Annotated in this window: 21 protein-coding genes and 1 pseudogene; 14 read left to right on the top strand and 8 right to left on the bottom strand. The window is 69.2% G+C overall.

Going from position 1 to position 22,804, the window contains the following annotated elements; genetic code table 11:
• The 5 genes and pseudogenes from M1M07_RS18965 to M1M07_RS18945 all read left to right on the top strand — a co-directional run.
• Positions 1–606 (top strand): annotated as a pseudogene (locus tag M1M07_RS18965) (AMP-binding protein); the annotation flags it as partial.
• Positions 606–1,217: a TetR/AcrR family transcriptional regulator gene (locus M1M07_RS18960; RefSeq protein WP_197252235.1), complete on the top strand. Its 612-nt coding sequence runs from the start codon at positions 606–608 to the stop codon at positions 1,215–1,217. The pseudogene M1M07_RS18965 and the gene M1M07_RS18960, both read left to right, overlap by 1 nt.
• A 3-nt stretch (positions 1,218–1,220) precedes the next feature.
• The gene (locus M1M07_RS18955) at positions 1,221–2,366 is read left to right on the top strand and encodes an acyl-CoA dehydrogenase family protein (protein WP_197252236.1); all 1,146 of its coding nucleotides are present in this window, start codon (positions 1,221–1,223) and stop codon (positions 2,364–2,366) included.
• Positions 2,363–3,385, top strand: a complete 1,023-nt coding sequence (locus M1M07_RS18950; protein ID WP_248675185.1) for an acyl-CoA dehydrogenase family protein — start codon at positions 2,363–2,365, stop codon at positions 3,383–3,385. Before M1M07_RS18955 ends, M1M07_RS18950 begins: the two co-directional genes overlap by 4 nt.
• A gap of 85 nt (positions 3,386–3,470) precedes the next feature.
• Positions 3,471–3,908, top strand: coding sequence for a carboxymuconolactone decarboxylase family protein (locus M1M07_RS18945; protein ID WP_197252238.1), 438 nt, complete (start codon positions 3,471–3,473; stop codon positions 3,906–3,908).
• Between the two features lie 54 nt (positions 3,909–3,962).
• Here the strand turns inward: M1M07_RS18945 and M1M07_RS18940 are convergent, their stop codons facing one another.
• Positions 3,963–4,739, bottom strand: coding sequence for a CoA-transferase (locus tag M1M07_RS18940; protein WP_197252239.1), 777 nt, complete (start codon positions 4,737–4,739; stop codon positions 3,963–3,965).
• Positions 4,736–5,656, bottom strand: coding sequence for a CoA transferase subunit A (locus M1M07_RS18935; protein WP_197252240.1), 921 nt, complete (start codon positions 5,654–5,656; stop codon positions 4,736–4,738). Before M1M07_RS18935 ends, M1M07_RS18940 begins: the two co-directional genes overlap by 4 nt.
• A 111-nt stretch (positions 5,657–5,767) precedes the next feature.
• Here M1M07_RS18935 and M1M07_RS18930 point away from each other — a divergent pair, with 111 nt between their 5' ends.
• A complete protein-coding gene (locus M1M07_RS18930; protein ID WP_248675184.1) occupies positions 5,768–6,694 on the top strand; it encodes a LysR substrate-binding domain-containing protein in 927 nt (308 codons plus the stop codon).
• Between the two features lie 63 nt (positions 6,695–6,757).
• On the opposite strand, the gene M1M07_RS18925 is transcribed toward M1M07_RS18930, so the two are convergent.
• A complete protein-coding gene (locus tag M1M07_RS18925; protein ID WP_248675183.1) occupies positions 6,758–8,182 on the bottom strand; it encodes an MFS transporter in 1,425 nt (474 codons plus the stop codon).
• Between the two features lie 213 nt (positions 8,183–8,395).
• Between M1M07_RS18925 and M1M07_RS18920 the strand changes: the two genes are divergently transcribed.
• From M1M07_RS18920 to M1M07_RS18905, 4 genes are all read left to right on the top strand, one after another.
• A complete protein-coding gene (locus M1M07_RS18920) occupies positions 8,396–9,607 on the top strand; it encodes a CaiB/BaiF CoA-transferase family protein (protein WP_197252243.1) in 1,212 nt (403 codons plus the stop codon).
• Between the two features lie 161 nt (positions 9,608–9,768).
• The gene (locus M1M07_RS18915) at positions 9,769–10,965 is read left to right on the top strand and encodes an acetyl-CoA C-acetyltransferase (protein ID WP_248675182.1); all 1,197 of its coding nucleotides are present in this window, start codon (positions 9,769–9,771) and stop codon (positions 10,963–10,965) included.
• 8 nt (positions 10,966–10,973) lie between these two features.
• On the top strand, positions 10,974–11,240 hold the full coding sequence (locus M1M07_RS18910) for a WhiB family transcriptional regulator (RefSeq protein ID WP_197251168.1): 267 nt from the start codon (positions 10,974–10,976) through the stop codon (positions 11,238–11,240).
• A gap of 210 nt (positions 11,241–11,450) precedes the next feature.
• A complete protein-coding gene (locus M1M07_RS18905; RefSeq protein WP_248675190.1) occupies positions 11,451–12,182 on the top strand; it encodes an IclR family transcriptional regulator in 732 nt (243 codons plus the stop codon).
• A gap of 2 nt (positions 12,183–12,184) precedes the next feature.
• Here M1M07_RS18905 and M1M07_RS18900 read toward each other — a convergent pair whose 3' ends face one another.
• On the bottom strand, positions 12,185–12,874 hold the full coding sequence (locus M1M07_RS18900) for an SDR family NAD(P)-dependent oxidoreductase (RefSeq protein WP_197251169.1): 690 nt from the start codon (positions 12,872–12,874) through the stop codon (positions 12,185–12,187).
• A 125-nt stretch (positions 12,875–12,999) separates the two neighbouring features.
• On the opposite strand from M1M07_RS18900, the gene M1M07_RS18895 reads away from it, so the two are divergent.
• The 3 genes from M1M07_RS18895 to M1M07_RS18885 are packed head-to-tail and all read left to right on the top strand — an operon-like array spanning position 13,000 to position 16,841.
• A complete protein-coding gene (locus tag M1M07_RS18895) occupies positions 13,000–13,743 on the top strand; it encodes a dienelactone hydrolase family protein (protein ID WP_248675181.1) in 744 nt (247 codons plus the stop codon).
• A gap of 60 nt (positions 13,744–13,803) precedes the next feature.
• On the top strand, positions 13,804–15,765 hold the full coding sequence (locus tag M1M07_RS18890; protein ID WP_248675180.1) for a 2-oxoacid:acceptor oxidoreductase subunit alpha: 1,962 nt from the start codon (positions 13,804–13,806) through the stop codon (positions 15,763–15,765).
• Entirely contained in the window at positions 15,762–16,841 is a 1,080-nt protein-coding gene (locus M1M07_RS18885; protein WP_248675179.1) for a 2-oxoacid:ferredoxin oxidoreductase subunit beta, read from the top strand. The genes M1M07_RS18890 and M1M07_RS18885 overlap by 4 nt, the downstream gene beginning before the upstream one ends.
• 50 nt (positions 16,842–16,891) lie before the next feature.
• On the opposite strand, the gene M1M07_RS18880 is transcribed toward M1M07_RS18885, so the two are convergent.
• Entirely contained in the window at positions 16,892–18,286 is a 1,395-nt protein-coding gene (locus M1M07_RS18880; RefSeq protein WP_248675178.1) for an amidohydrolase family protein, read from the bottom strand.
• Complete coding sequence (locus tag M1M07_RS18875; RefSeq protein WP_248675177.1) at positions 18,283–19,506, bottom strand: CoA transferase; 1,224 nt, start codon at positions 19,504–19,506, stop codon at positions 18,283–18,285. The genes M1M07_RS18880 and M1M07_RS18875 overlap by 4 nt, the downstream gene beginning before the upstream one ends.
• A gap of 87 nt (positions 19,507–19,593) precedes the next feature.
• Here M1M07_RS18875 and M1M07_RS18870 point away from each other — a divergent pair, with 87 nt between their 5' ends.
• A complete protein-coding gene (locus M1M07_RS18870; RefSeq protein WP_197251175.1) occupies positions 19,594–20,682 on the top strand; it encodes an enoyl-CoA hydratase/isomerase family protein in 1,089 nt (362 codons plus the stop codon).
• Positions 20,683–20,760: 78 nt separating this feature from the next.
• On the opposite strand, the gene M1M07_RS18865 is transcribed toward M1M07_RS18870, so the two are convergent.
• Positions 20,761–21,795, bottom strand: a complete 1,035-nt coding sequence (locus M1M07_RS18865) for a MaoC family dehydratase (protein ID WP_248675176.1) — start codon at positions 21,793–21,795, stop codon at positions 20,761–20,763.
• 1 nt (position 21,796) lies between these two features.
• Entirely contained in the window at positions 21,797–22,657 is an 861-nt protein-coding gene (locus tag M1M07_RS18860) for a CoA ester lyase (RefSeq protein ID WP_248675175.1), read from the bottom strand.
• Positions 22,658–22,804: the final 147 nt, after the last annotated feature.

Genomic DNA, 22,804 nt, shown 5'->3' with positions numbered 1-22,804 from the left:
GAGTGGCTCCGCAAGCCGGGCAGCGTCGGCCGGGCGGGCGGGCCGGGGACACTCGGCATCGCGCACATCTGCGACGAGGCGGGGAACGAACTTCCGTCGGGGGAGATCGGTGTCCTGTACTTCGAGCGACAGGACTATCGGCTCGAGTACCACAAGGATCCCGAGAAGACGGCGCGCACAAGGCATCCGGTCCACGAGGACTGGATGACGACCGGCGACCTCGGTTACCTCGACGCCGACGGCTTCCTCTTCCTGACCGGACGCGACAACTTCACGATCATCTCGGGTGGCGTGAACATCTACCCTCAAGAGATCGAGAACCTGCTCGCACTGCACCCGGCCGTCGCCGACGTCGCGGTGGTCGGGGTGCCGGACCGCGACTTCGGGGAACGGGTGGAGGCATTCGTCCACCTCGTCCCCGGTGTGGCCACCGGCGACGACACCGAACGCGACATCATCGACTACTGCCGCGACCGGCTGTCGTCGTTCAAGTGCCCTCGCCGGGTGCGGTTCGTCGGCGACCTGCCGCGCACCCCCACCGGCAAGATGGTCAAGGGCGCGTTGCGGGAGCTGATCGACACGTACGCGGATGCCGAGGCGCACTGATGGCACTGTCACCGCGGCAGCGGATGTTCGTCGAGGTGGGGCGAAAGGAGTTCGTCCGCAACGGATACGGCTCCTCGTCCATCCGCACCATCGCGCAGGAGGCGGGCGTGAGCCTGTCCGCCCTGTACTACCACTACAAGAACAAGCAGGATCTGCTGCTCGCCATCCTCATGGACGGCGTCGACACCTACGACTCGCTGTGGGAGAAGGCGCTGGAAGCCGCCGGTGACGATCCGGTCGAGCAGTTGCGCGCATTCGTCCGCGCGAACGTCGAATTCCGCACGCAGTTCCCCGAACACGGGCGCATGATCGCCACCGAGATCCGCAACCTCGAACCCGAGGGTGCGCGGCTCTACGACGAGCGGCGACGGGTGGGGCGGCAGCGGATCCGCACGATCATCGACGACGGTGTCGGGGCGGGGGTCTTCACGACGAAGTACCCGGACGACTGCCGCAAGTCGATTCTCGCGATGACGGCCGCGATCGCGAACTGGTACGACCCGAACGGACCCGACACTCCCGCCGAACTCGGCGAACGGTACGCGGAGATGGCATTGAACCTCCTGTGCCCCGGGGAAATACCGGAATCGTCGGCCGGGAAGAAAGGTTAGGACATGAGTACGAAACTGGTGCCGCCGGCCGGCGCCCCCGATCCCACGCTCGCGCAACTGCGGGCCGAGGTGCGGGAGTTCCTGCACGAGCAGATCGAGAAGGGGGTCTTCACCCCCGGCATCGACACCTGGCTGACGCGGTGGAATCCCGATTTCACGCGGTCGCTCGCCGCGAAGGGCTGGATCGGCATGACGATCCCCACCGAGTACGGCGGGCACGGGCGCACGTTCATGGAGCGGTTCGTCGTCACCGAGGAACTGCTGGCGGTCGGTGCCCCGGTCGCGGCCCAGTGGGTTGCGGACCGGCAGGCCGCGCCGTCGCTGCTGAAGTACGGCACCGAGGAGCAGAAGCGGCGGTTCCTCCCCGGCATCGCGGCCGGTGAAATCTGCTGGGCCATCGGCATGTCCGAACCCGACTCCGGTTCCGACCTCGCGAGCGTGAAGACCCGGGCGACGCAGGTGGACGGCGGCTGGCGCATCAGCGGCACCAAGCTGTGGACCTCCGGTGCGCATCACGCCGACGCGTTCTTCGCCCTGGCCCGGTCCGCGCCGCTGGACCCGGCGCACCGACACGACGGGCTCAGCCAGTTCATCGTGCTGCTGGACTCGCCCGGTGTGACGATCCGCCCCATCCTGTCGATGTCCGGTGAGCACCACTTCAACGAGGTGCTGCTCGACGACGTGTTCGTTCCCGACGACCTGGTGCTCGGCACCATCGGCTCCGGCTGGGAGCAGGTCACCAGCGAACTGGGCTTCGAGCGCAGCGGGCCGGAACGATTCCTGTCCACGTTCGGTCTCCTCGAGGAGCTCGTGCGCGGCGCGGGCGCCGGCAGCGTCGACCGCGATCCGCGGATCGGCGCGTCGATCGGCCGGATCGCGGGGCTGCGCCGCATGTCGCGTGCCGTCTCCGAATCGCTGCAGCGCGGTGAGGACGCGGCCCTGTCGGCGTCGGTCGTGAAGGTGCTCGGCACCGGGCTCGAAGGCGACATCGCCGACCTCGCCGACGAACTCGTCGGCTACGGCCCCGGCGACGACCAGCTCGCGCAGCTGGTCCGTGCGGGTGTGATGCAGCGACCCGGTTTCACGCTGCGCGGTGGTACGAGCGAGATCCTGCGCGGGGTCATCGCACGAGGATTGGGGTTGAGATGACGCAGTCGACCGAATTGCAGGACTTCGAAAAGATGCTCGGTGAGGTCCTCACCGCCGGCGACGACCACCGGATCGGGGAGGTCGTCGAGCTCGACCGTCCGCTGTGGACCACGCTCGCCGAGCTCGGCCTGACCCGGCTCACCGGTGACGAGGCCAGCGGTGGCAGCGGCGCCGGCTGGACCGAGGCCGCGCTGCTGCTCTCCGCGGCCGGGCGCGCCGCCGCAGCCGTCCCCGTCGCCGAACACGATCTGCTCGCCGGATGGCTGCTCGAACAGGCCGGCCTTCCCGTCGAGGAGGGGGTGCGCACCGCCGCGGTGCTCGACGCCGACGGGCAGGCCCGGTACGTGCCGTGGGCGCGCTACGCGGATGCCGTCGTCGTGCTGTGGCAGGGCACCGACGGATGGTCGGTGGCCGACGTGCCGCGCGATCGCATCGAGTTGACCGCAGCGGTCAACCTCGCGGCCGAACCCCGCGACCACGTGCGTGTCGATCTGTCCGAACTGTCCGGCACGCCGGTATCCGAGACCGTCGCCGGGCAGTTCCGGTACCGCGGCGCGCTGGCACGCGCGCTGATGTCGGCCGGCGCGATGGACCGCATCCTCGAACTGGTCGTCGAACACACCACCGCCCGCGTGCAGTTCGGACGCGCCCTGGGCAAGTTCCAGGCCGTCCAGGCGCTGGTGTCGGATCTGGCCGCCGAGGCGGCACTCGCACGGGCTGCCGCCGACGCCGCGGTCGATTCCGCCGTCGAACGCGGATTCGACGACGCGGCAACACGATTCGACATCGCCGCGGCGGTGTCCTGTGCCGGGCATGCGGCGGGGAAGATCGCGCGGAACGCACACCAGGCGCTCGGTGCGATCGGATTCACGATGGAACACGAACTACACCGGCACGCGAACCGGATCCTGTCGTGGCGCAGTGAATTCGGATCACTCGCGTCGTGGGACGCGGAACTGCTCGACACCGCGGTCGCGTCCGGCGACGTGTGGGCGTTGCTCACCGGAGGTTCCGCGTAGCTGCCCCGGCGGCCCGGGTGCGACTGGCAGAATGAAACGGCCGGTCGCATCCGGGCCGGTTTCGCTCGCCGGAAGGACCTCGACGATGGCGCACGTGAATCTCGGTAAGCAGCATCCGGCCCCGTACAAGAGCGTGCTGGCGCTGAACAAGGAGGTCGAGGAGGCCGTCGCGCGGGCCGGGCTCGATCCGAAGCTGGCCGAACTGGTGAAGATCCGGGTGTCGCAGCTCAACGGATGTGCGTTCTGCCTGCGCATGCACACCCGCGATGCGCTCGACAAGGGCGAGACCACGGACCGTCTTGCGGTCCTCGCGGCCTGGTGGGAGTCGCAGTACTTCACCGAACAGGAGCGGGCCGCGCTCGCGCTCGCGGAGGAGGTCACGCACCCCATGGAGCCCGGTCGTCACGAATGGGACGACGGCTCGCTCAACGACGAGCAGGTCTCCGCGATCACGTGGCTCGCGATCGTCATGAACGCGTGGAACCGCATCGCGGTCCGAAGCCATTACCCCGTGGCCCCCTGACCCGTGCGCGTTTTCGGTAGCAGCAACTACCGAAAACGCGCACGAGGGGCAGGGTCAGCGCAGGTAGAGACGCACCTTGTCGATCTCGTCGCGCAGCAGGTGGATCTCGTGGGCGGTGGGAGGTTCGGTCACGGTCAGGGTGTCCGAGACCTTCAGATCCCAGCCGGTCGCGGCGCGCACCTCGTCGACGGTGACGCCTTCGTGCACGCTGGTGAGTTCGAGTTCGTCGAACGGACCGCTGCGGGAGAGCACACCCAGGCTCGTGAACACCTTGGTGACGCCCCTGCCGCGCGGCATCATCCCGACACCGGCCTCGCGGGCGCGCACCGGGGACGGGGACGTGCAGAAGTCGAGCTCGGCGGGGAAGGAGCTCGGGTCGTGCCGGCGCATCACCACGAAGACCTCACCCGCATTCGGCATGATCTCGGCGGCGCCGCCTGCCCCCGGCAATCGCACGGTTGGCTTCTCCCAGTCGCCGATCATGCTGGTGTTCAGGCTGCCGTATCGGTCGATCTGCCCGGCGCCGAGGAACCCGACGTCGACGTTGCCGCCCTGCAGCACGTATCCGAACAGCGACGCCATCGAGACGACGGACTCGGCACCGGACACCACCACCGAGTCGGCGATCCCCTCGGCCATCGCTTCGGGATGTGCACCGCAGACACCGGATTCGTAGATCAGCTCCACGTCGGGGTTCGACGTGCGGGCCGCGAGATCCACCGCGAGTGTCGGAAGTCCCACGCCCGCGAAGACCCGGGTCTTACCGGCCAGGGCGCGTGCGGCGACCGAGACGATCAGCTCTGTCGTGGAGAAGGTTTCGGCAGCAGTCACTTTCGGCTCCCATAGTTGACGGTACCGGAATGGCGCGGTGCGACCTCGAGGTCGCTCCAGTAATCGTCGCCGAGCTTGGCGAGGTAGGCGCCGTGGTCGGGGAGTTCGAACACCCACTCCTTGAGCCACGTGCGCAGTGCCTGCGGGTCCTTGCTGATCGCCGTCCACCGGCGGTAGAACGCGCAGTCGCGGTCGTAGTAGCCCTGCGCATAGGACGGGTGCGCGCCGCGCGGGCACACGACGACGGCATCCACCGCGTGGGACGGGACGAGCGTGCGGCTCGGGTCGGAGCGGATCACGTCGTCGTCGACGATCTCCTCGACCACGACGATCGCGTGCTTCGCCGCATACACCGCTTCCTGCTGGACACCGGCGATGCCCCAGATCTGGACGTTGCCGGACCGGTCGGCGCGTTGCGCGTGGATGATCGTCACATCCGGATTCAGCGGTGGCACAACGTAGATGCTGCCCTCGCCGTACGGGTCGTCGACGAGGCGGATCTGCGGGTTGAGAGCGGGCAGGTCGCTGCCGGCATAGGAACGCAGCGGGAAGAACGGCAATCCGGCCGCGCCGGCCTGGTAGCGGCACACCATCCCGTAATGGCTGTACTCCTCGACCTCGAGCTTCACGGGGTCGTGCTTCTCGATGCGTCGACGAATTTCGTACAGCGATCCGGCGGAGCCGCTCGCGAAGAACGACGCGACCAGCTTCGAGACGCAGTCGGCGGCGATGAGCTGGTCGGAGATGATGTCGGGCGTCATCCGGCACAGCGTCAGGTCCCTGCGGCCCTGCCGGATGATCTCGTGGGCGGCCGCGAACGGGATGAGGTGCGAGAAGCCTTCGAGGGCGACCGTCATCCCGTCCTGCACGTACGTGGCGACGGCGTCGCGCATCGTCATGACTTTGTCTGCGGCCATTGCGAACTCCTGATCGTTCTCTGCTGTCCTATGACTGTGACATGCGCAATAGATGCAGTCCAATACAAAGTGTTGTCTGCTCTGATATCAGATGAGGAATAATCTGGAGTGGTGGAGATCCATGAGATCAGAGCCTTTCTTGCGGTCGCGGAGGAGCTGCACTTCGGGCGGGCCGCGCAGCGCCTGCACATGGCGCAGCCGCCGCTCAGCCGCACCATTCGGCAACTCGAGAAGGGGCTCGGGGCAACGCTGTTCGAGCGGAGCACGCGCAGCGTCCGGCTGACCGAGGCGGGACGTGCCCTCGTCGAACCGGCTCGTGCCATCCTCGACGCGGTACGCCTGGCCGAGATGGCGGTGACCGCCGCCGGGCGCGGCCGGACCGGACGAGTGCGGATCGGGTTCGCCGGTTCGTCGTCGCACCATCTGGTGGGCCGGTGGGCGAAGCTGGTGCGACGTACACATCCGGGCATCGAATTCGTGCTCGCCGGATCGAGTTACGCCAGCGAAGTCGTGAACCGGCTCGCGGAGGGCACCCTCGACATCGGCATCGTGCGACTGCTGTTCTTCCCGCCCGGGATCGCGTCGCGGGTCGTCGCCCGTGAGGACCTGGTGATCGGGCTGCCCCGCGAGCACCGGCTGACCGGGCGGACGAGCCTGCGTCTCGACGAACTCGCCGACGAACCGTGGGTGATGCTCCCCGCCGAGCCGGGGTCGATGCTGCGCGAGCTGCTGCTGCGTCTGGCGCACGACGCCGGGTTCACGCCGCGGATCGTGCAGAGCGCACCGGATTCCCTGTCCTTGGCCGCGCTGGTCTCCGCCGATGTCGGCTGCACTCTGACGGTCTCGTCGGTGGCTCAGCACGTCGTCAACCCGGAGGTGGTGTTCGTACCACTCGAGGGGCAGCCGCCGATCGATGTGCGGCTCGTGTGGCGGGAGGACGACACCAGTCCGGCGCTCGCGGAGGTCCTCCGGCTTTCGGAGGAGGCTTTGCCGACCCCGGGTGCTGCGGCTCTGCCGACTCCGAACGGTGGAGCCTGACGAAGTCGAGCGGTGCCGAACCCTTCGAAGGGTTCGGCACCGCTCGGTGTATCGGGTGGTCGGTCAGGCTCCGACGTGGACCCGTCGGGTCGATTCGGCTGCGGACTCGGTGTGGGTCGCAGGCTCGGCGCTCTCGGCCGCTTCCTGCGCCTCGAGCTCCAGCTCGGCCTCGTCGGCCTGCTCCGCGATCGACAGTGCCTTCGGGTTGTAACCGGTGCGCTTGAGCAGAAGCAAGGTGCACACCAGCGACACCGCGGCGTACGTTCCGGCGGCGATCGCGACGCCGGTGACGCTGCCGGAGCGGTTGAGCAGCCACTGTGCGAGGACCGGGGTGCCGCCGCCGACGACGAGCGAGCACAGCTGGTAGGCCGTGGACAGGCCCGAGTAGCGGATCTTCGCGGGGAAGGCACGGGCGAGGATTCCGCCGATCGCCCCGTAGAACATCGAGTGCGGAATCGTCGCGAGGCACATGCCGATCGCCGCGATCGCGAATGTCTCGGTGCGGATGGCGTAGAACATGGCCGGCATCAGGAACAGCTCGGGGACGATCATCAGGCACATCGCCACGCGCATGTCGATCTTCGACACGAGCACAGCACCGAACGGCTGCACGATGAACTGGACGACGAGTGCGATCGCGATGATGCCGAGGAACGTGCCGCGCTCGTATCCGAGTTCGCTTGTCGCCCAGGACAATGCGAACGTGTTCTTGAAGTAGGTGACCTGGGCGAGCGGCAGGGCGCCGGCGCCGAGCAGCACGAGCACCCAGTGCTTGCGCAGCACCTCGGCGATCGGCAGCTTGACGACCTTCTTCTTGGCGAGCACCGCCTTCATCGCGTCGGACTCTTCGAGCTTGAGCCGGATGACCATGCCGACGATCACGAGCAGGCCCGAGAAGAGGAACGGGATGCGCCATCCGTAGAGGAGGAATTCGGGCGTCGGCATCGACGAGAGCAGGAAGAACGCCATGGTCGCCAGCAGGTTGCCCGCGGGTGAGCCCTGCTGCGCGAACGCGGAGTACAGGATGCCCTTGCCCTTGGGCGCGTTCTCGCTGGCGATCAGGACGGCGCCGCCCCATTCGCCGCCGACCGCAACGCCCTGCAGAACTCTCAGGAGGACCAGCAGGATCGGTGCCCACATTCCGATCTGCGCGTGGGTGGGCAACAGGCCCACGCCGACCGTCGAGATACCCATCATGATCAGTGTGATCACCAGGGTGTTCTTGCGGCCGATGCGGTCGCCGAGGTGACCGAAGATGATGCCGCCGATGGGGCGGGCGAGGAAGCCGGCCCACAGCGTCACGAACGCCAGCAGTGTCGCGACCCCGGCCGGAAGGTCGTCGGAGAAGAAGATCTTGCCGAAGACGAGCGCTGCCGCCGTGCCGTAGATGTAGAAGTCGTACCACTCGATGGTGGTGCCGACGAAGGAGGCGATTCCGGCTTTGCGGGCCTTCTTCGTCGCTTCCCGGTCGGTGGGGGACGCACTCATACCTCGTCCTCTCTTCTCTGGGGATGGGGTTCTCGAATGCCGAGCAAGCTGTGTGCTCCGCATCACAAAGAATTCCAGCGCAAACTGTGGCTGTCCAATACTTGATGCCGCCGGGATTGTTAGTGAATGCGTATCAATCTGCGGTGCTGGCCGGGTGGCCTGCACAGAATGCGGTCGACACGGGTGCGGACGCGTCTGGTACTGCTGGAAGACATGACCGAACGCAGCGCGAACGACAGCGGGTCGTCGGACCTCCCCTTGGCCGGTTTCACCGTGGTGAGCCTCGAACAGGCGGTCGCGGCGCCGCTCGCGACCCGGCACCTCGCGGACCTGGGTGCCCGGGTGATCAAGGTGGAACGGGTCGGCGACGGCGATTTCGCCCGCGCCTACGACAGTGCCGTGCTGGGGCAGGCCGCCCACTTCGTGTGGCTCAACCGGGGCAAGGAGTCGTTCGCCGTCGATCTGAAGGCCGGCGACGGGATCACCGCCGTGAAATCCCTGATCGCCGGTGCCGACGTGTTCCTGCAGAACCTGGCGCCCGGCGCGGCCGAACGACTTGGGCTCGGCGCCGACGACCTGCGCGCCGACCATCCCGAACTGATCGTCGTGAACATGTCCGGTTACGGCACGGACGGCCCGATGCGCGACCGGAAGGCGTACGACCTGCTGGTGCAGTCGGAGACCGGGCTGTGCTCGATCACCGGGACTCCCGAGACGGCCGTGAAGACCGGCATCCCCACCGCGGACATCGCCGCCGGTATGTACGCGCTGACCTCGATCCAGGCCGCGCTGCTGCGTCGTTGCCGCACCGGTGTGGGCGCGACGATCGACGTCTCGATGTTCGACGCGACCGCCGAATGGCTCGGCTACCCGATGTACCTGCAGATGTATCAAGATCGACAGGTTCCGCGAATGGGACTGGCGCACACGTCGATCGCGCCGTACGACAAGTACCCGACCGCCGACGGCGAGATCCTCATCGGCGTCCAGAACGATCGCGGCTGGCGCACCCTGACCGATGTGCTGGGGCTGCCGGAACTGGCGGACGACCCGCGCTATGCGACGAACGTCGAGCGGGTACGGCGCCGCGAGGAGGTCGACGCGCTCGTCGGGGCGGCGACGAAGCAGTTCGCGAGCGCCGTGCTCGACGAGAAGCTGGCCGCCGCGGGCGTGCCCGCCGCGCAGTTGCGTGATCTGCGCGGGCTCATCGAGCATCCGCAGCTCGACACCCGCGACCGGTGGCGCGAGGTCGAGACCCCGGCCGGTCCCATTCGGGCGGTTCGTCCGCCGATGAACTTCCGGGACGTCGAACTGCCGATGGGGGCGGTGCCCGCGCTCGGCGAGCAGACCGACGCGTTGATGGCCGAGCTCGGGCTGACCGACGAGCAGATCGCGGGGCTGCGGGCCGCCGGCATCGTCGGCTAGAGAATGTACGGCCAATCGGGGCCGGATTTGCACCGTTTGTCGGTCGCGAATCCGGCCCCGATTGCGTGTTCGGGGAGATTCCGGGGCGTGCCCTGTTGACGTGGGCGGTCGCGTACCGAAAAATGGCCGTACAAATCTTGTTCCCGTTGAGGAGTTAATCCATGACCCGAGCGGCCCTCGTCGCCCCCGTCCGCACGCCCGTCGGCCGATTCGGTGGTGCACTCCGGGACGTGTCCGCCGTCTCCCTCGCGACCACCGTCGTCAAGGAGACCGTCGCGCGCTCCGGCGTCGACCCGGAACTGATCGAGGAGGTCGCGTTCGGGCAGTCCTACGCGAGCTCCGAGGCGCCGTGCATCGGTCGTTGGGCCGCCCTCGACGCGGGCCTGCCGATCTCGGTCGCCGGAATCCAGACCGACCGCCGCTGCGGCACCGGCCTGCAGGCGCTGGTCACCGCCGCGATGATGGTGCAGACCGGCGCCGCGAACGTCGTCGTCGCCGGTGGCGTCGAGTCGATGAGCAACATCGAGCACTACACGACCGGTGCCCGCTGGGGCACCCGCGCCGGCAGCCTGAACCTCTACGACCGCCTCGACCGCGGTCGCGAGCGGTCGCAGCCGGAATGGCGTTTCGGCAAGATCAGCGGAATGATCGAGACCGCGGAGAACGTCGCCAAGCAGTGCGGTATCACGCGTGAGGACTCCGACGCGCTCGCAGCGGAAAGTCACCGCCGCGCCCACGAAGCCTGGGAGACAGGGCGTTTCGATGACGAGGTCGTGCCGGTCGAGATCGTCGACCGCAAGGGGAACACCACAGTCGTCTCCCGCGACGAGGGCATCCGGCCCGACAGCACCGTCGAATCGCTCGCCAAGCTCCGTACCGTGACGCCGCACGGCGTCGTCACCGCCGGCAACGCAAGCCAGCAGAACGACGCTGCCGCAGCTCTTCTCGTCGTCGCCGAGGACAAGCTCGACGAGTACGGGCTCGAGCCGATCGGATTCCTGGAGGGCTGGACCGCCGCGGGCTGCGATCCCGCGACCATGGGTCTCGGCCCGGTCGCGGCGACCCGGAAGCTGTTCGACCGCACCGGACTCGGATTCGACGACTTCGATCTCGTCGAACTCAACGAGGCGTTCGCCTGTCAGGTTCTCGGTGTGCTGAAGGAATGGGGCTGGGACGACCGGGACCGCCTCAACGTCAACGGATCCGGTATCTCGCTGGGCCACCCGATCGGCGCGACCGGTGTGCGCATGACGGCGACCGCCCTGCACGAACTGAAGCGCCGTGGCGGCGGCCGAGCACTGGTGACCATGTGCATCGGCGGCGGCCAGGGCATGGCCGCCTCGATCACCACCGCATAGGACACGAGATGACGGACCGCGACTGGACCCTGTGGGCACGCTGCCGGGGCATGGACACCACGACGTTCTTCCCGCAGAAGGAGGACGGCCGGCTCGCGGCGGCGCGCGCCGAAGCCGCGGCCAAATCGATCTGCCGATCGTGCGCGGTGGTCGCCGAATGCCGCGAGACGGCGCTGCAGGCGGACGAGACGCACGGCATCTGGGGCGGCATGACGTACGCGGAGCGCCGCGCATACGCCCGCGCGCGGAAGCTGGGTCGCGTACTGTCCGCGTGACCGCTCGCCGTTACTGTGGGTTACCGGAGCGAACGTACCGTTCGGCTCCTTCGACCGACGGAACGGTACGTTCGCTCGAAAAACGCGACGAGTGCAGGCGAGCGCGGAGAGAGTGTGGAAGGCACGCGGGTGGCTGAGAACGGGACGGACGAGGTCGGTGCCGGCGGCGCGCACGGTGCCCTCGACCGGAACACGGTGCTCGGCAAGGTCATGATCGTGCTGCACGCCTTCACGATCGACGACCACGGCGTCAGCCTGGCCGAACTCGCCCGCCGCACCGGCATCCCGAAGGCTTCGCTGCACCGTATCGCCACCGATCTCGTCGGGGTGCGGCTGCTCGAACGCACCCCGGCCGGGTACCGGCTCGGCCGCCACCTCTTCGAACTGGGGATGCGCGCCTCGGTGGAGCGCAGTCTCGTCGAGGTCGCGATCCCGTTCATGGAGGACCTGTACGAACGCACCCACGAGACGGTGCATTTCGGGATCCGTGACGGCATGGAGGTCATCTACCTGACCAAGATCGGCGGCCACCGGCAGGTCGGCGCACCGTCTCGGGTCGGCGGCCGGATGCCTTTGTACTGCACCGCAATCGGGCGTGCCCTGCTGGCGTGGGCGGAACCCGAGGTGGTGACGCAGGTGCTCACCGGCCCGCTGCCGCGCCGCACTCCGCGCACCGTCGCGACCCCCGGCATGCTGCGGCAGCTGCTCGACCGGGTGATCGCCGAGGGCGTGTCCTACGAGTTCGAGGAGTCCGCGCCGGGCATCGTGTGCGTCGGCGCCCCGATCTTCGAATCGGAGGGACGTGCCGTCGCCGCGATCAGTGTCACCGGCCCGGTGACCGGGTTCCGGCCGCAGCAGCACGCCGCGTCGGTACGCGCGGCCGCGGCCGGTATCGGTGCGACCCTCGCGCGGCGCGCCCATCTGTCCGAACAGCCCGACTGAGCTCAGCCGAGGCTGGTCACCGGGATCAGTCCGCGCGTGATCGCCGAGCTCTCGTCGGACAACAGGAACGAAATGACCTTCGCGATGTCCTCCGGCTTCGACCAGTGCGTCGTGTCCGCGTCGGGCATCGCGGCCCGGTTGCCGGGGGTGTCGATGACCCCGGGCAACAGCGCATTGACGCGGATTCGGTCGGGCCGGTACTCGACGGCGAGGGACTGCACGAGCGACGCGACCGCTGCCTTCGACGCGATGTAGGCGGCTGCGCCGGTGAACGGATTGTTGGTCGTGGCCGCCGAGATGCACACCACGGAGCCGCCGCCACCGCGGATCAGATGCGGCAGCGCCGCCTGCGTCACCGCGTAGGTGGTGCGCAGATTGAGGTCGATCTGGGAGTCGAGCACCTCGACCGGAGCCTCGTGGACACGCTGACCGGACACGAAGCCGCCGACCAGGTTGACCACACCGAACAGCGGGGCATCGGGATCGGCGGCGAGGTCGACGGCTGCTTCGAGCTGCGCCTCGTCGGACAGGTCGGCCTCGATGAGGTGCAGGTTCGGGTGTTCGGGGACGCGGTCGAGCTCCTCCTTGACGAGCCACGGCACGACGACCCGCCAGCCCGCCGCCAGCAGATGCGCGGTCACGGCGGAGCCCAGGCCGCCGGTGCCACCGGTGATGAGTGTGGTGCGTGTCATAGTCGGCAGATTAGGGCATGGCAAGTCACAGTCGCGCGGCGGGTTCCGGCAGGTGGGCAGTGCAGTGCCCCAGCTGTGCGTGTAGATGCCCACAACGGGCGCACCTGTGACGTACGTTCGAGGTCATGAAGGATATCGAGGCCGAACGCATCACTGTCGGCGGATTGTCGGCGTTCTTCGCGCGCCCGCTCGGACGCAGCCGCGGCGGGATGCTGCTTCTCCCCATGATCACCGGCATCGGCGCGCAGGTCCGCGAATACGCCGAGGACATCGCCGGAGCAGGACTGACCGCGCTCGTGTGGGACCCGTTCCACGGGGTCAGCGACGACGACGCCCCGCGCGAACGCCTCGTCGAACTGATGAACGGCCTCGACGACGAGGCATGCGTCGCCGAGATGCGCACGTTGCTCGACCACATGTTCGGCGAACTGGAACTCGAGTCGGTCGGTGTGATCGGCTGGTGCCTCGGTGGACGCCTCGCCCTGATCCTCGGCAGCCGCGACGACCGGCTGGCGAACGTCGTCGCCTACCACCCGTCGATCCACGACGAGAGGCCCCCGAACCAGACCGTCGATGCCGTCGACAGCGCCGGGCGGATCGCCGCGCCGGTGATGGTGCTGCACGCGGGCGCCGACACCATCATGTCGCCGGACACGTTCACCCGGTTGCAGACGACCTTGCAGAACCGGGAGTCGGGCGCGACCGTAATGCACGTTTATCCGGGTGCCGAGCACGGTTTCAGCGTGCGTGCCCGGCACACGAACCCGGTCAACGCCGCAGCGTATGCGGTGTCCTGGCCGCAGGTTCTCGAGTTCGCGGCCGCGACGACGACGGGCGACGACCGGGGCAGGTTGCGTCCGTCCGGCTGAGGACGACGATGGAGAGTGCGCACGGCAGGGTTCGGTCACACAAGGAAGTGAGACTCGCCTATGAGTTCGGACGTACAGAGTTCAGCAGGACGCAGCGCGGTCGGGGAACCGGACCGTAGCGGCGAGGTGACCGCCCTCGAACAGGTGGTCATCCGCATCGCCGGCGACTCCGGCGACGGCATGCAGCTCGCCGGGGACCGGTTCACCGCCGAAGCCGCCGCGTTCGGCAACGACCTGGCCACCCAACCGAACTTCCCTGCGGAGATCCGCGCTCCGCAGGGCACGCTGCCCGGTGTCTCGAGCTTCCAGATCCAGATCGCCGAGTACGACATCCTCACCGCCGGCGACCGCCCCGACGTGCTCGTCGCGATGAACCCGGCCGCGCTGAAATCGAACATCGCGGACCTGCCGGCCGGCGGAATCCTCATCGTCGACATCGACGAGTTCACCAAGCGCAACCTCGCGAAGGTCGGCTACGACTCCGACCCGCTCGCGACCCAGGAATTCGAGCAGTACCAGGTGCATGCGATCCCGATGACGTCGCTGACCGTCGGTGCCGTGGAACCGGCCGGGCTCGGACGGAAGGACTCGCAGCGGTCGAAGAACATGTTCGCGCTCGGCGTGCTGTCGTGGATGTACGGACGGCCGATCGCCCCGGTCGAGGAATTCCTCGACCGGAAGTTCGCGGCCCGGCCCGAGGTCGCGCAGGCGAACATTCTGGCATTGCGCGCCGGCTGGAACTACGGGGAAACCACCGAATCGTTCGCCTCGCGATTCGAGATCGCAGCGGCGGCCCTGCCGTCCGGGACCTATCGGCAGATCACCGGCAACACCGCGCTCGCGTACGGGCTGGTCGCGGCCGGGCGGACGGCCGGGATGGACGTGTTCCTCGGCACCTACCCGATCACCCCGGCGTCGGACATCCTGCACGAACTGAGCAAACTCAAGCACTTCGGCGTGGTCACCTTCCAGGCGGAGGACGAGATCGCCGGGATCGGCGCCGCGCTCGGCGCGTCCTACGGCGGTGCGCTCGGCGTCACCAGCACGTCCGGTCCCGGTGTCGCCCTGAAATCCGAGGCGATCGGACTGGCGGTGATGACGGAACTGCCGCTGATCGTCGTCGACGTCCAGCGTGGTGGCCCGTCGACGGGCCTGCCCACCAAGACCGAACAGGCCGACCTGCTGCAGGCCATGTTCGGCCGCAACGGCGAATCCCCGGTCGCGATCGTCGCGCCGCAGTCCCCGGCCGACTGTTTCGACGCGGCGCTCGAGGCCGCGCGGATCGCCGTCACCTACCGCACCCCGGTGATGTTGCTGTCCGACGGCGCGATCGCCAACGGTTCCGAACCGTGGCGGATCCCCGACGTCGCGACGCTGCCCGCCATCGAACCGGACCTCGCGCGTGCGAACGGCGAGGGCGCCCACCTGCCGTATGCGCGGGACCCGGACACGCTGGCCCGGGACTGGGCCATCCCGGGGACGGCCGGTCTCGAACACCGCATCGGCGGACTCGAGAAGGCCAACGGCACCGGCGACATCTCGTACCACCACACCAACCACGAACTCATGACGCGGGTGCGCGCGGCCCGGATCGCCGGGATCACCGTGCCCGACCTCGACGTGGACGACCCGACCGGTGACGCGACCGTCCTCGTTCTCGGCTGGGGTTCGTCGTACGGTCCGATCGGTGAGGCGGTGCGCCGTATGCGGCGCGGTGGGCACGCGATCGCGCGGGCGCACCTGCGGCATCTGAATCCGATGCCCGCGAATCTCGGTGAGGTTCTCGGCGGGTACCGCCGGGTGCTGGTGCCCGAGATGAACCTCGGCCAGTTGTCGCTGCTGCTGCGCGCCCGGTTCGACGCGGACATCCAGCCCGTGACGAAGGTGTCCGGCATGGCCTTCCGGGCCGACGAACTGCACGACGCGCTGCTCGCGGAGGTCGCCGGCACCCTCGCCACCACGGAGGACGCGAAGACCCGGGCCGCGGTCGCGGCAGTTGTGAAGAAGGGGGAGCGGGCATGACCGGTGGGATGCGAGTCGGTGCCGACCTCGGGTTGACGGCGCACACGGGGTTGACGGCGCACGCGCACGTGCCGCACACCGACGAACCGCAGAAGCCCAAGGACTACACGTCTTCGCAGGAGGTGCGCTGGTGCCCGGGGTGTGGTGACTACGTCATCCTCGCGACTGTCCGGTCGGTGTTGCCGCAGCTCGGCATCAAGCGGGAGAACGTCGTCTTCGTCTCCGGTATCGGCTGCTCCTCGCGCTTCCCGTACTACCTCGACACGTACGGTGTGCACTCGATCCACGGGCGCGCCCCGACCCTGGCGACCGGCCTGGCGGTGAGCCGGCCGGACCTGTCGGTGTGGGTCGTCACCGGCGACGGCGACAGCCTGTCGATCGGCGGCAACCATCTCATCCACGCGCTGCGCCGCAACGTGAACATGCGAATTCTCATGTTCGACAACAGAATCTACGGTCTGACGAAGGGGCAGTACTCGCCGACCTCCGAGACGGGGAAGGTCACCAAGTCGACGCCGATGGGATCGCTCGACGCGCCGTTCAATCCGCTGTCGCTGGCCGTCGGCGCGGAGGGCACGTTCGTTGCGCGCGCCCTCGATTCAGACCGCGCGGGTCTGACCGAGGTGCTGCTGGCCGCGGCGCAGCACCGAGGCGCCGCGTTCGTCCAGATCCTCCAGGACTGCCCGATCTTCAACGACGGCTCGTTCGACGCCCTGCGCAAGGACGGCGCGGAGCACCGGCTCGTCCCCGTCGTGCACGGCAAGCCCATCGTCTTCGGTGTCGACGACCAATGGTGTGTGGTGCGAAGCGGATTCGGGCTGCGGGTGGTGCCGACCGCGGAGACCGCACCCGAGGACATCGTCGTCCACGACGCGCACACCGACGACCCCGAGTACGCCTACGCGCTGACGCGACTGTCGACGCACGATCTGACCTACACCGTCACCGGGGTTCTCCGCGCGGTCGCGCGGGACACGTACGACGACGGGGTGCGCGCACAGATCGCACAGGCGCGGCAGGAGAAGCCTGCGGATCTACAGGCGCTGCTCAACGGTTCCAATACCTGGAGCGTGTGAGCGGTGTGCCTTTGTGGCGGCTGGGGGCGCCACAAAGGCACACCGGCGCGTCAGCGCACTTCGCCGCGGATCACGGTGGCGCGCACGCGGTCCGCCTGCGGTGACGCCAACACCTCGGTGAGAGAGCGATCGAGCAGCACCAGGTCGGCTTCGGCGCCTACGCGGATCGTGCGTGCGGGGCCGCCGGGGTCGTCGAGCGGTGCCAGGTACCGGTCGAGTGCCTCGCTCGAATCGATACGTTCTGCGGGCCCGACGATCTCGCCGGTGGGACAGCGCCGGTCGACGGCGGCGGCGATCACCTCCCACGGGTCGAGCGGGCCGTACGGGGCGTCGCTGGACAACGCCGTGGGGACGTGCCCGTCGATGAGGCTCCGGCACCGATACAGGTCCGGTAGGTCGCGCGGTTCGACGTCGTGCAGATAGTCGTCGCCGCGGTGCGCCAGGAAACCCGGCTGGGTGACGACGGTCAGGCCCCGCCGGCGGAGCTGCTCGATCGTCTCGGCCGGGATCAACGCACCGTGCTCGATGCGGTCGCCGGGGCGGGTGCCGGCCTCGTCGAGCGCGACGAGCAGGATGAGCAGGGCCTCGCGGGTGACGCAGTGCGCGGCGATCGCCCGTCCGGCCTCGTGCACGCGGCGGATCGTCGCGACCAGGTCGTCGAGTTCGGGTAGCCCCGAGTCCGCGAGCACGATCTTGTAGGGACCGGAGCTCAGGGAGTATGTGCACCAGGATGATTCGTGGTGGAGCGGTACTCCGAGCAGGCGCATCCGCTGGGGCACGATCCCGCGGAGGTGGGCGTCGACCAATGCGTCCAGCGAACTCTCCGACAGATCCGGGGTGGCGTCGGTGATCCCCGTGATCCCGAATCTCGTCAGGTCGGCGCCGACGGCGTCCAAGGCTGGCGGCGCGGTCGCGGGCAGTCGGTCGCGCAGCCAGTCGTCCGCGCGCCACACCCGGCCGGTGGGCCGCCCCCGTTCGTCGCGTTCCACCCCCGGATGATCCGCATTGTCGAGCCGGACCCGCGCGGCGGCGGCCGTGTTCAGCACCCACATCGCGCCGCTGCGGTGCTGGATCCGCACCGGCCGGGTGGCGTGGATCCGGTCCAAGCCCGCCGAGTCCAGCAGTCCCGCCACCGACTCGATGTAGCCGACGCCGCGGATCCAGTCGTCGCCCGGCGCGGCGGCGAGAGCATCGGTGAGGTCGTCGGCCGAGCGCACGTGCGGCGGACCGCACTGCACCGACATTCGTTGTGCGGCAGCGGCGTGCAGGTGCAGGTGGTGGTCGTGCAGGCCGGGAATCAGGGCCCCGCCGCGACCGTCGAGCACCTCGGCAGTACCCGGCACGTCGAGCCCGGAACCGATCGCGACGATCACCCCGGCCCGGATCAGCACGTCGACGCCGGGCCGTCCCGCGACCTCGACGTCGCGGACCAGCAGCGTGTTCATCGCCGGATCTTCAACTCGGACAGCACCTTGTCGGTGTCGCGGCCCGATGCCGGCGCGAGGCCCGACGGTTCGCGCAGGGCCGGTTCGGCGACCGCGACGGCGCCGTTCGTGGTGTCCACCCACCACCGATCTCCGGACCGATATGTCTGCGGTACAACGGATTCGGAGTCGGTGAGCGTGGCGGCGACGACCGCGGACATCGCAACGTTCCACAGGTGCCCGCGATCCCCGTTCGGTGCCGACATCGCGAGCGCCGCCGCGGTCAGTCCGGTCAGGGGATCGGCGATCGCGTCGCCGACGAACACCGGTGTGTCACGGTCGTATCCGACCAGGCCTGCGGACGCGGCGACGTCGTCACCGAAACCGACGCGGTTGCTGCCGCGGCCGTGTGCGGTGATCGACATCCAGGTTCCCCCGTCGGCGACGAATGCGTCCGCGTCGAGGCCGAATCCGGCGAGCGCGCGCGGCCGGGACGCTTCGATCACGATGTCCGCCGCCGCGACCAGGCCGTGCAGCGCGTCGCGTTCGGCGGGCACGTTCGGATCGAGCACCACCGACTCGTGGCCGGCGTGCAGCAACCGGTAGAAGTCGGGATTGCCGCGCCGCGCACCGTCGGGCCGCCACGGTGTCTCCACCTTCACCACGCGGGCGCCGGCGAGCCCCAGCAGATGAGCGCACAGCGGTCCGGCCCACAGCGCACTGAAGTCGACGACGAGCAGGCCCTCGACCGATCGCGGCGCGGCCGGCACCGGCGGAACCGCGACCGGCGCGGCGACGGGCGCGGCGGCGACGCCCAGCAGTTCGGCGCGTTCGGCCAGTTCGGCGCCGGTGTGCTCGCGCAACCACCGGCCGACGACCGGCCACGGATCGTCGTCGATCTCGGCGCACACCAGCGCGCCGAGGAGTATCGGATCGTCGGGGCGGGCGCACGAGACAGCCGCCCACCCGTCGGCGGTCGGCAGCAGCCGGCACGATCCGCCCGCGGACACCGCCCCGGACCTGCGGTGACCGGTGAGCGCGGCGCGCTCGGAGAGCAATCGGGCGCCGTCGAGCCGGACCGCCCCGGAGGACGCGGCCGCGACGAAGTCGGACAGTTCCCGTGCCCGGGTCGCGGCACGCCCGGGTGGGATCAGCGGGGGACCGTCGAGAAAACCGGTCAGGGCGGCGATTCCGCTCTCGGCCCAGTCCTCGACGGGATCAAGGCTCGGACCGGTCGACACGTGGCCGATGTTACATTGCCCCGGGATGGGGCCGATGGGACCGCCTTCGGGCGGTGACGACCTCGAGGCGGAACGAATGGTGAACGGATGAACGTCGACGCGTCACTGGGCAAGACCGAGGTGCGCACGATCGGGGTGGCGGATCTCGCCGCCGGCGCGGCCCACACACCTCTGCTCACCGGCGGCGGGGTGCTCGACGCACCCGTGCTGGTCGTCGATCTGGACGGTGCGCCCGACGACCTGCTTCCCGTCGCCGCCGACCGTGCCCGCGACTGCGACCGCCTGCTCGTCGGCCGGTTCGGGGGAGGCGACATCGAGGACGCTCCGGAACTGGGCCTGCTGCTCGATGCCCTCGACCTCACCTACGTCGCGGGTCCCGACCCGCGCGAGCGGACGGTGGTGGGGTCCGGCGACCTCGACGACGCGATCGCCGGGTTCGTCGCGGCCGTCACCTGGAACCCCTATGCCGCGCTGACGGCCGGTCAGGTGTTGCGTGCCGCCGAGACGCTTCCGGTGCCCGCCGCGATCGACGTCGAGTCGCTCGGCTATTCGACACTGCAGGGCGGCCCCGAGTTCCACCGGTGGCTCGACGAGCGCGGCCCGCGTCCGCTGCCGCCACCGGCCCCGCAGGAACCGGTGCTGATCGCCCGCGACGACGACACGCTGCACATCACCCTGAACCGTCCCGAACGCCGCAATGCCTACGGCACGCAGTTGCGGGATGCCCTCGTCGAGGCGCTGGGCGTCGCGTTGCTCGACGACAGCATCGGCCGGGTCGTCCTCGACGGTGCCGGACCGTCGTTCTGCGCGGGTGGTGACCTCGACGAATTCGGCCGCACCCCGGACACCGCCGTCGCGCACCTGATCCGCACCCGCGGCGGTGCCGGTCGCCTGGTCGCGCGCCTGCGGGACCTCACCGAGGTACGGGTGCACGGTCACTGCGTCGGCGCGGGCATCGAGATTCCGGCGTTCGCCGGTCACATCGTCGCCGCGCCCGACACGGTGTTCCGGTTGCCCGAGGTCTCGATGGGTCTGATCCCGGGGGCGGGCGGGACCGTGAGCGTGCCGCGGCGGATCGGTCGCTGGCGCGCCTTGCACCTGTTCGTCACCGCCGTCGCGCTCGGTGCTGAGCGGGCGTTGTCGTGGGGATTGATCGACGAGATCGCGGGCGGATAGTAAACGAAACCGGCGTCGTGTGCGAAGCTCACGTGAGAATCGCGCACAACGCCGGTTTCGATTGAACGGAAACAGCACTCAGGCCATCAGGGCGGTGAACTTCCAGTCCAGCACCGGCGCCGGGTCCGCTTCGCCGCTGTTCCCATTCGCGGCACCGCCGCGGTGCGCGAACACCAGCGAACGCAGCTTCAGCACACCGCCGCCGCCGGGCAGGGGAGTCGCGGACTCGACGTGCAGGTCGCTGGTGAGCGTGTCGCCCTCGTGCACGGGACCGGTGTGGTCGCAGGACTGCCAGCCGAGCACCGTCACGAGATTCGGCAGCGCGCGGGTGGCCTGCGAGAGCGCGAGACCGATCGTGTGCCCGCCGTACACGAGGCGGCCGGCGGCGCCGACTCGCTCGTCGTGATGGGTCGCGGCGATGTTGAGCGTCAGCCGCGCGAGTTCCGGTGCGCTGGAAACCACGTCGCCGCTCGACCGCAGGACCGCGCCGGCGAGCGACGGGTCGAAATGCGTTCCGGGAACGCGATTGCGGTACTCGGCGAGGTTCCAGTCGGCCGGTGCGGCCCACTCGGGTTCGTCCTGCGGGCCGATCGACGACAGGTCGTCGGTGCGGGTCGCGGTCGCCGGGTCGGTCGCCGGGTTCAGCGGCAGCATCGCGCAGCGGTAGAAGTCGAGCACGGTGCGGCCCTGCTGGTCCACGGTGTTCATCCGCAGCGCCGCCAACCCGGTCGCGGCGCGTCCCGGCTTGACCGAATTGCTCTTGAGACCGACGACCTCGGTCGTCGTGTACAGGGTGTCGCCGATGCGCGGGAACCGGTGGAAGCGCAGGCCCCGGTAGAACAGGTTGGCCTTGACGTGGTGGGTGGCGAGCGTGGACTGGCCGATCGCGAGATCGGTGACCAGGCCGGCGTGCGCGATCGGGCCCGCGGCGACCGCGGTCGACAGGTGCGTGTCGAGCGCCAGGCGCAGGCGGTCGCCGAGGATCGCCTGGTGGGTCGCGGCGAGGCCGTCGGTGATGGTGACGGCGGGGGCGGTGTCGAACACCTGGCCGACCGTCAGGTCGTCGAAGTAGGGTCCGCCGACGTGGGTGGCTTCGGTTGCGGGAGTGGCCATCTCAGGCTCCGATCTTCGTCAGGGTGCGGCGGGCGGCGACGGCGACGGCTTCGTCGAGCATCTGTCCGTCGAGCTGGGCGGCTCCGGCGCCGCGCGCCTCGGCCTCCTCCAGTGCGGCCAGGACCTTGCGGGCCGCCTCGACCTGGTCGTCGGTGGGGGTGAATGCTGCTGCAGCGGAATCGATCTGGGCCGGATGGATGACCCACTTGCCGTCGAAACCGAGATCGGCGACCCAGCGTGCCGCGTGACGGAAGGCGTCGTCGTCGGCGATGCCGAGGAACGGTCCGTCGACGGCCTGCACACCCGCGGCGCGGGCGGCGTGCAGCACCCGATCCTGCACGTAGATCCAGTGCTCGGGGGCGGCGGTGCGGGAACGGCCCAGGGCGGCACCGAGATCGGCGTATCCGATGATGACACCCGCCACGCGGGCACCACCGACGATCTCGTCGATGCGCTGCACGCCCGCGGGTGTCTCGATGAGCGCCTGGACGACGGCGTTCGACGAGCCGAGGATGCGATCGGCCTCGGCGAGGTCCGCCGCGCTCTCCACTTTGGGGATCACGATCGAGGCGAGGGCATCGCCGAGTTCGGCGCAGGCCCGCAGGTCGTCCTCGAACCAGGGGGTGCCGCGTCCGTTGATGCGCACCGACACCGTGCGCCGGCTGCCGTGCTCGCGGACCAGGGGGGCGACGAGGTCGCGGGCGGCGTCCTTCTGCGCGGGGGTGACGGCGTCCTCGAGGTCGAGGACGACTTCGTCGGCGGCGGAGGCGAGAGCCTTGGACGCCTTGCGTTCGTCGGAGCCGGGGGCGACGAGCACCGCTCGCCTGCGGACGTGTTGCTCGGGAGTCACAGAGAACCTCATGGAGAGTCGGAGCGGCAGGAACGGCGCTAAATGTACGGCCATTGTGTGGGGTTGCGCCACCCCATAGGTAGGCGCAGCGGGTTCTATCACCGAAAACTCTCGAAACAAAGGGGGTGCTCGTCGAAGCCTCCATTGACAATGGCATGC

The sequence above is a fragment of the Rhodococcus sp. HM1 genome, assembly GCF_023218075.1.
Classification (GTDB): domain Bacteria; phylum Actinomycetota; class Actinomycetes; order Mycobacteriales; family Mycobacteriaceae; genus Rhodococcus.
This window is presented reverse-complemented; position numbering and strand designations above follow the sequence as displayed.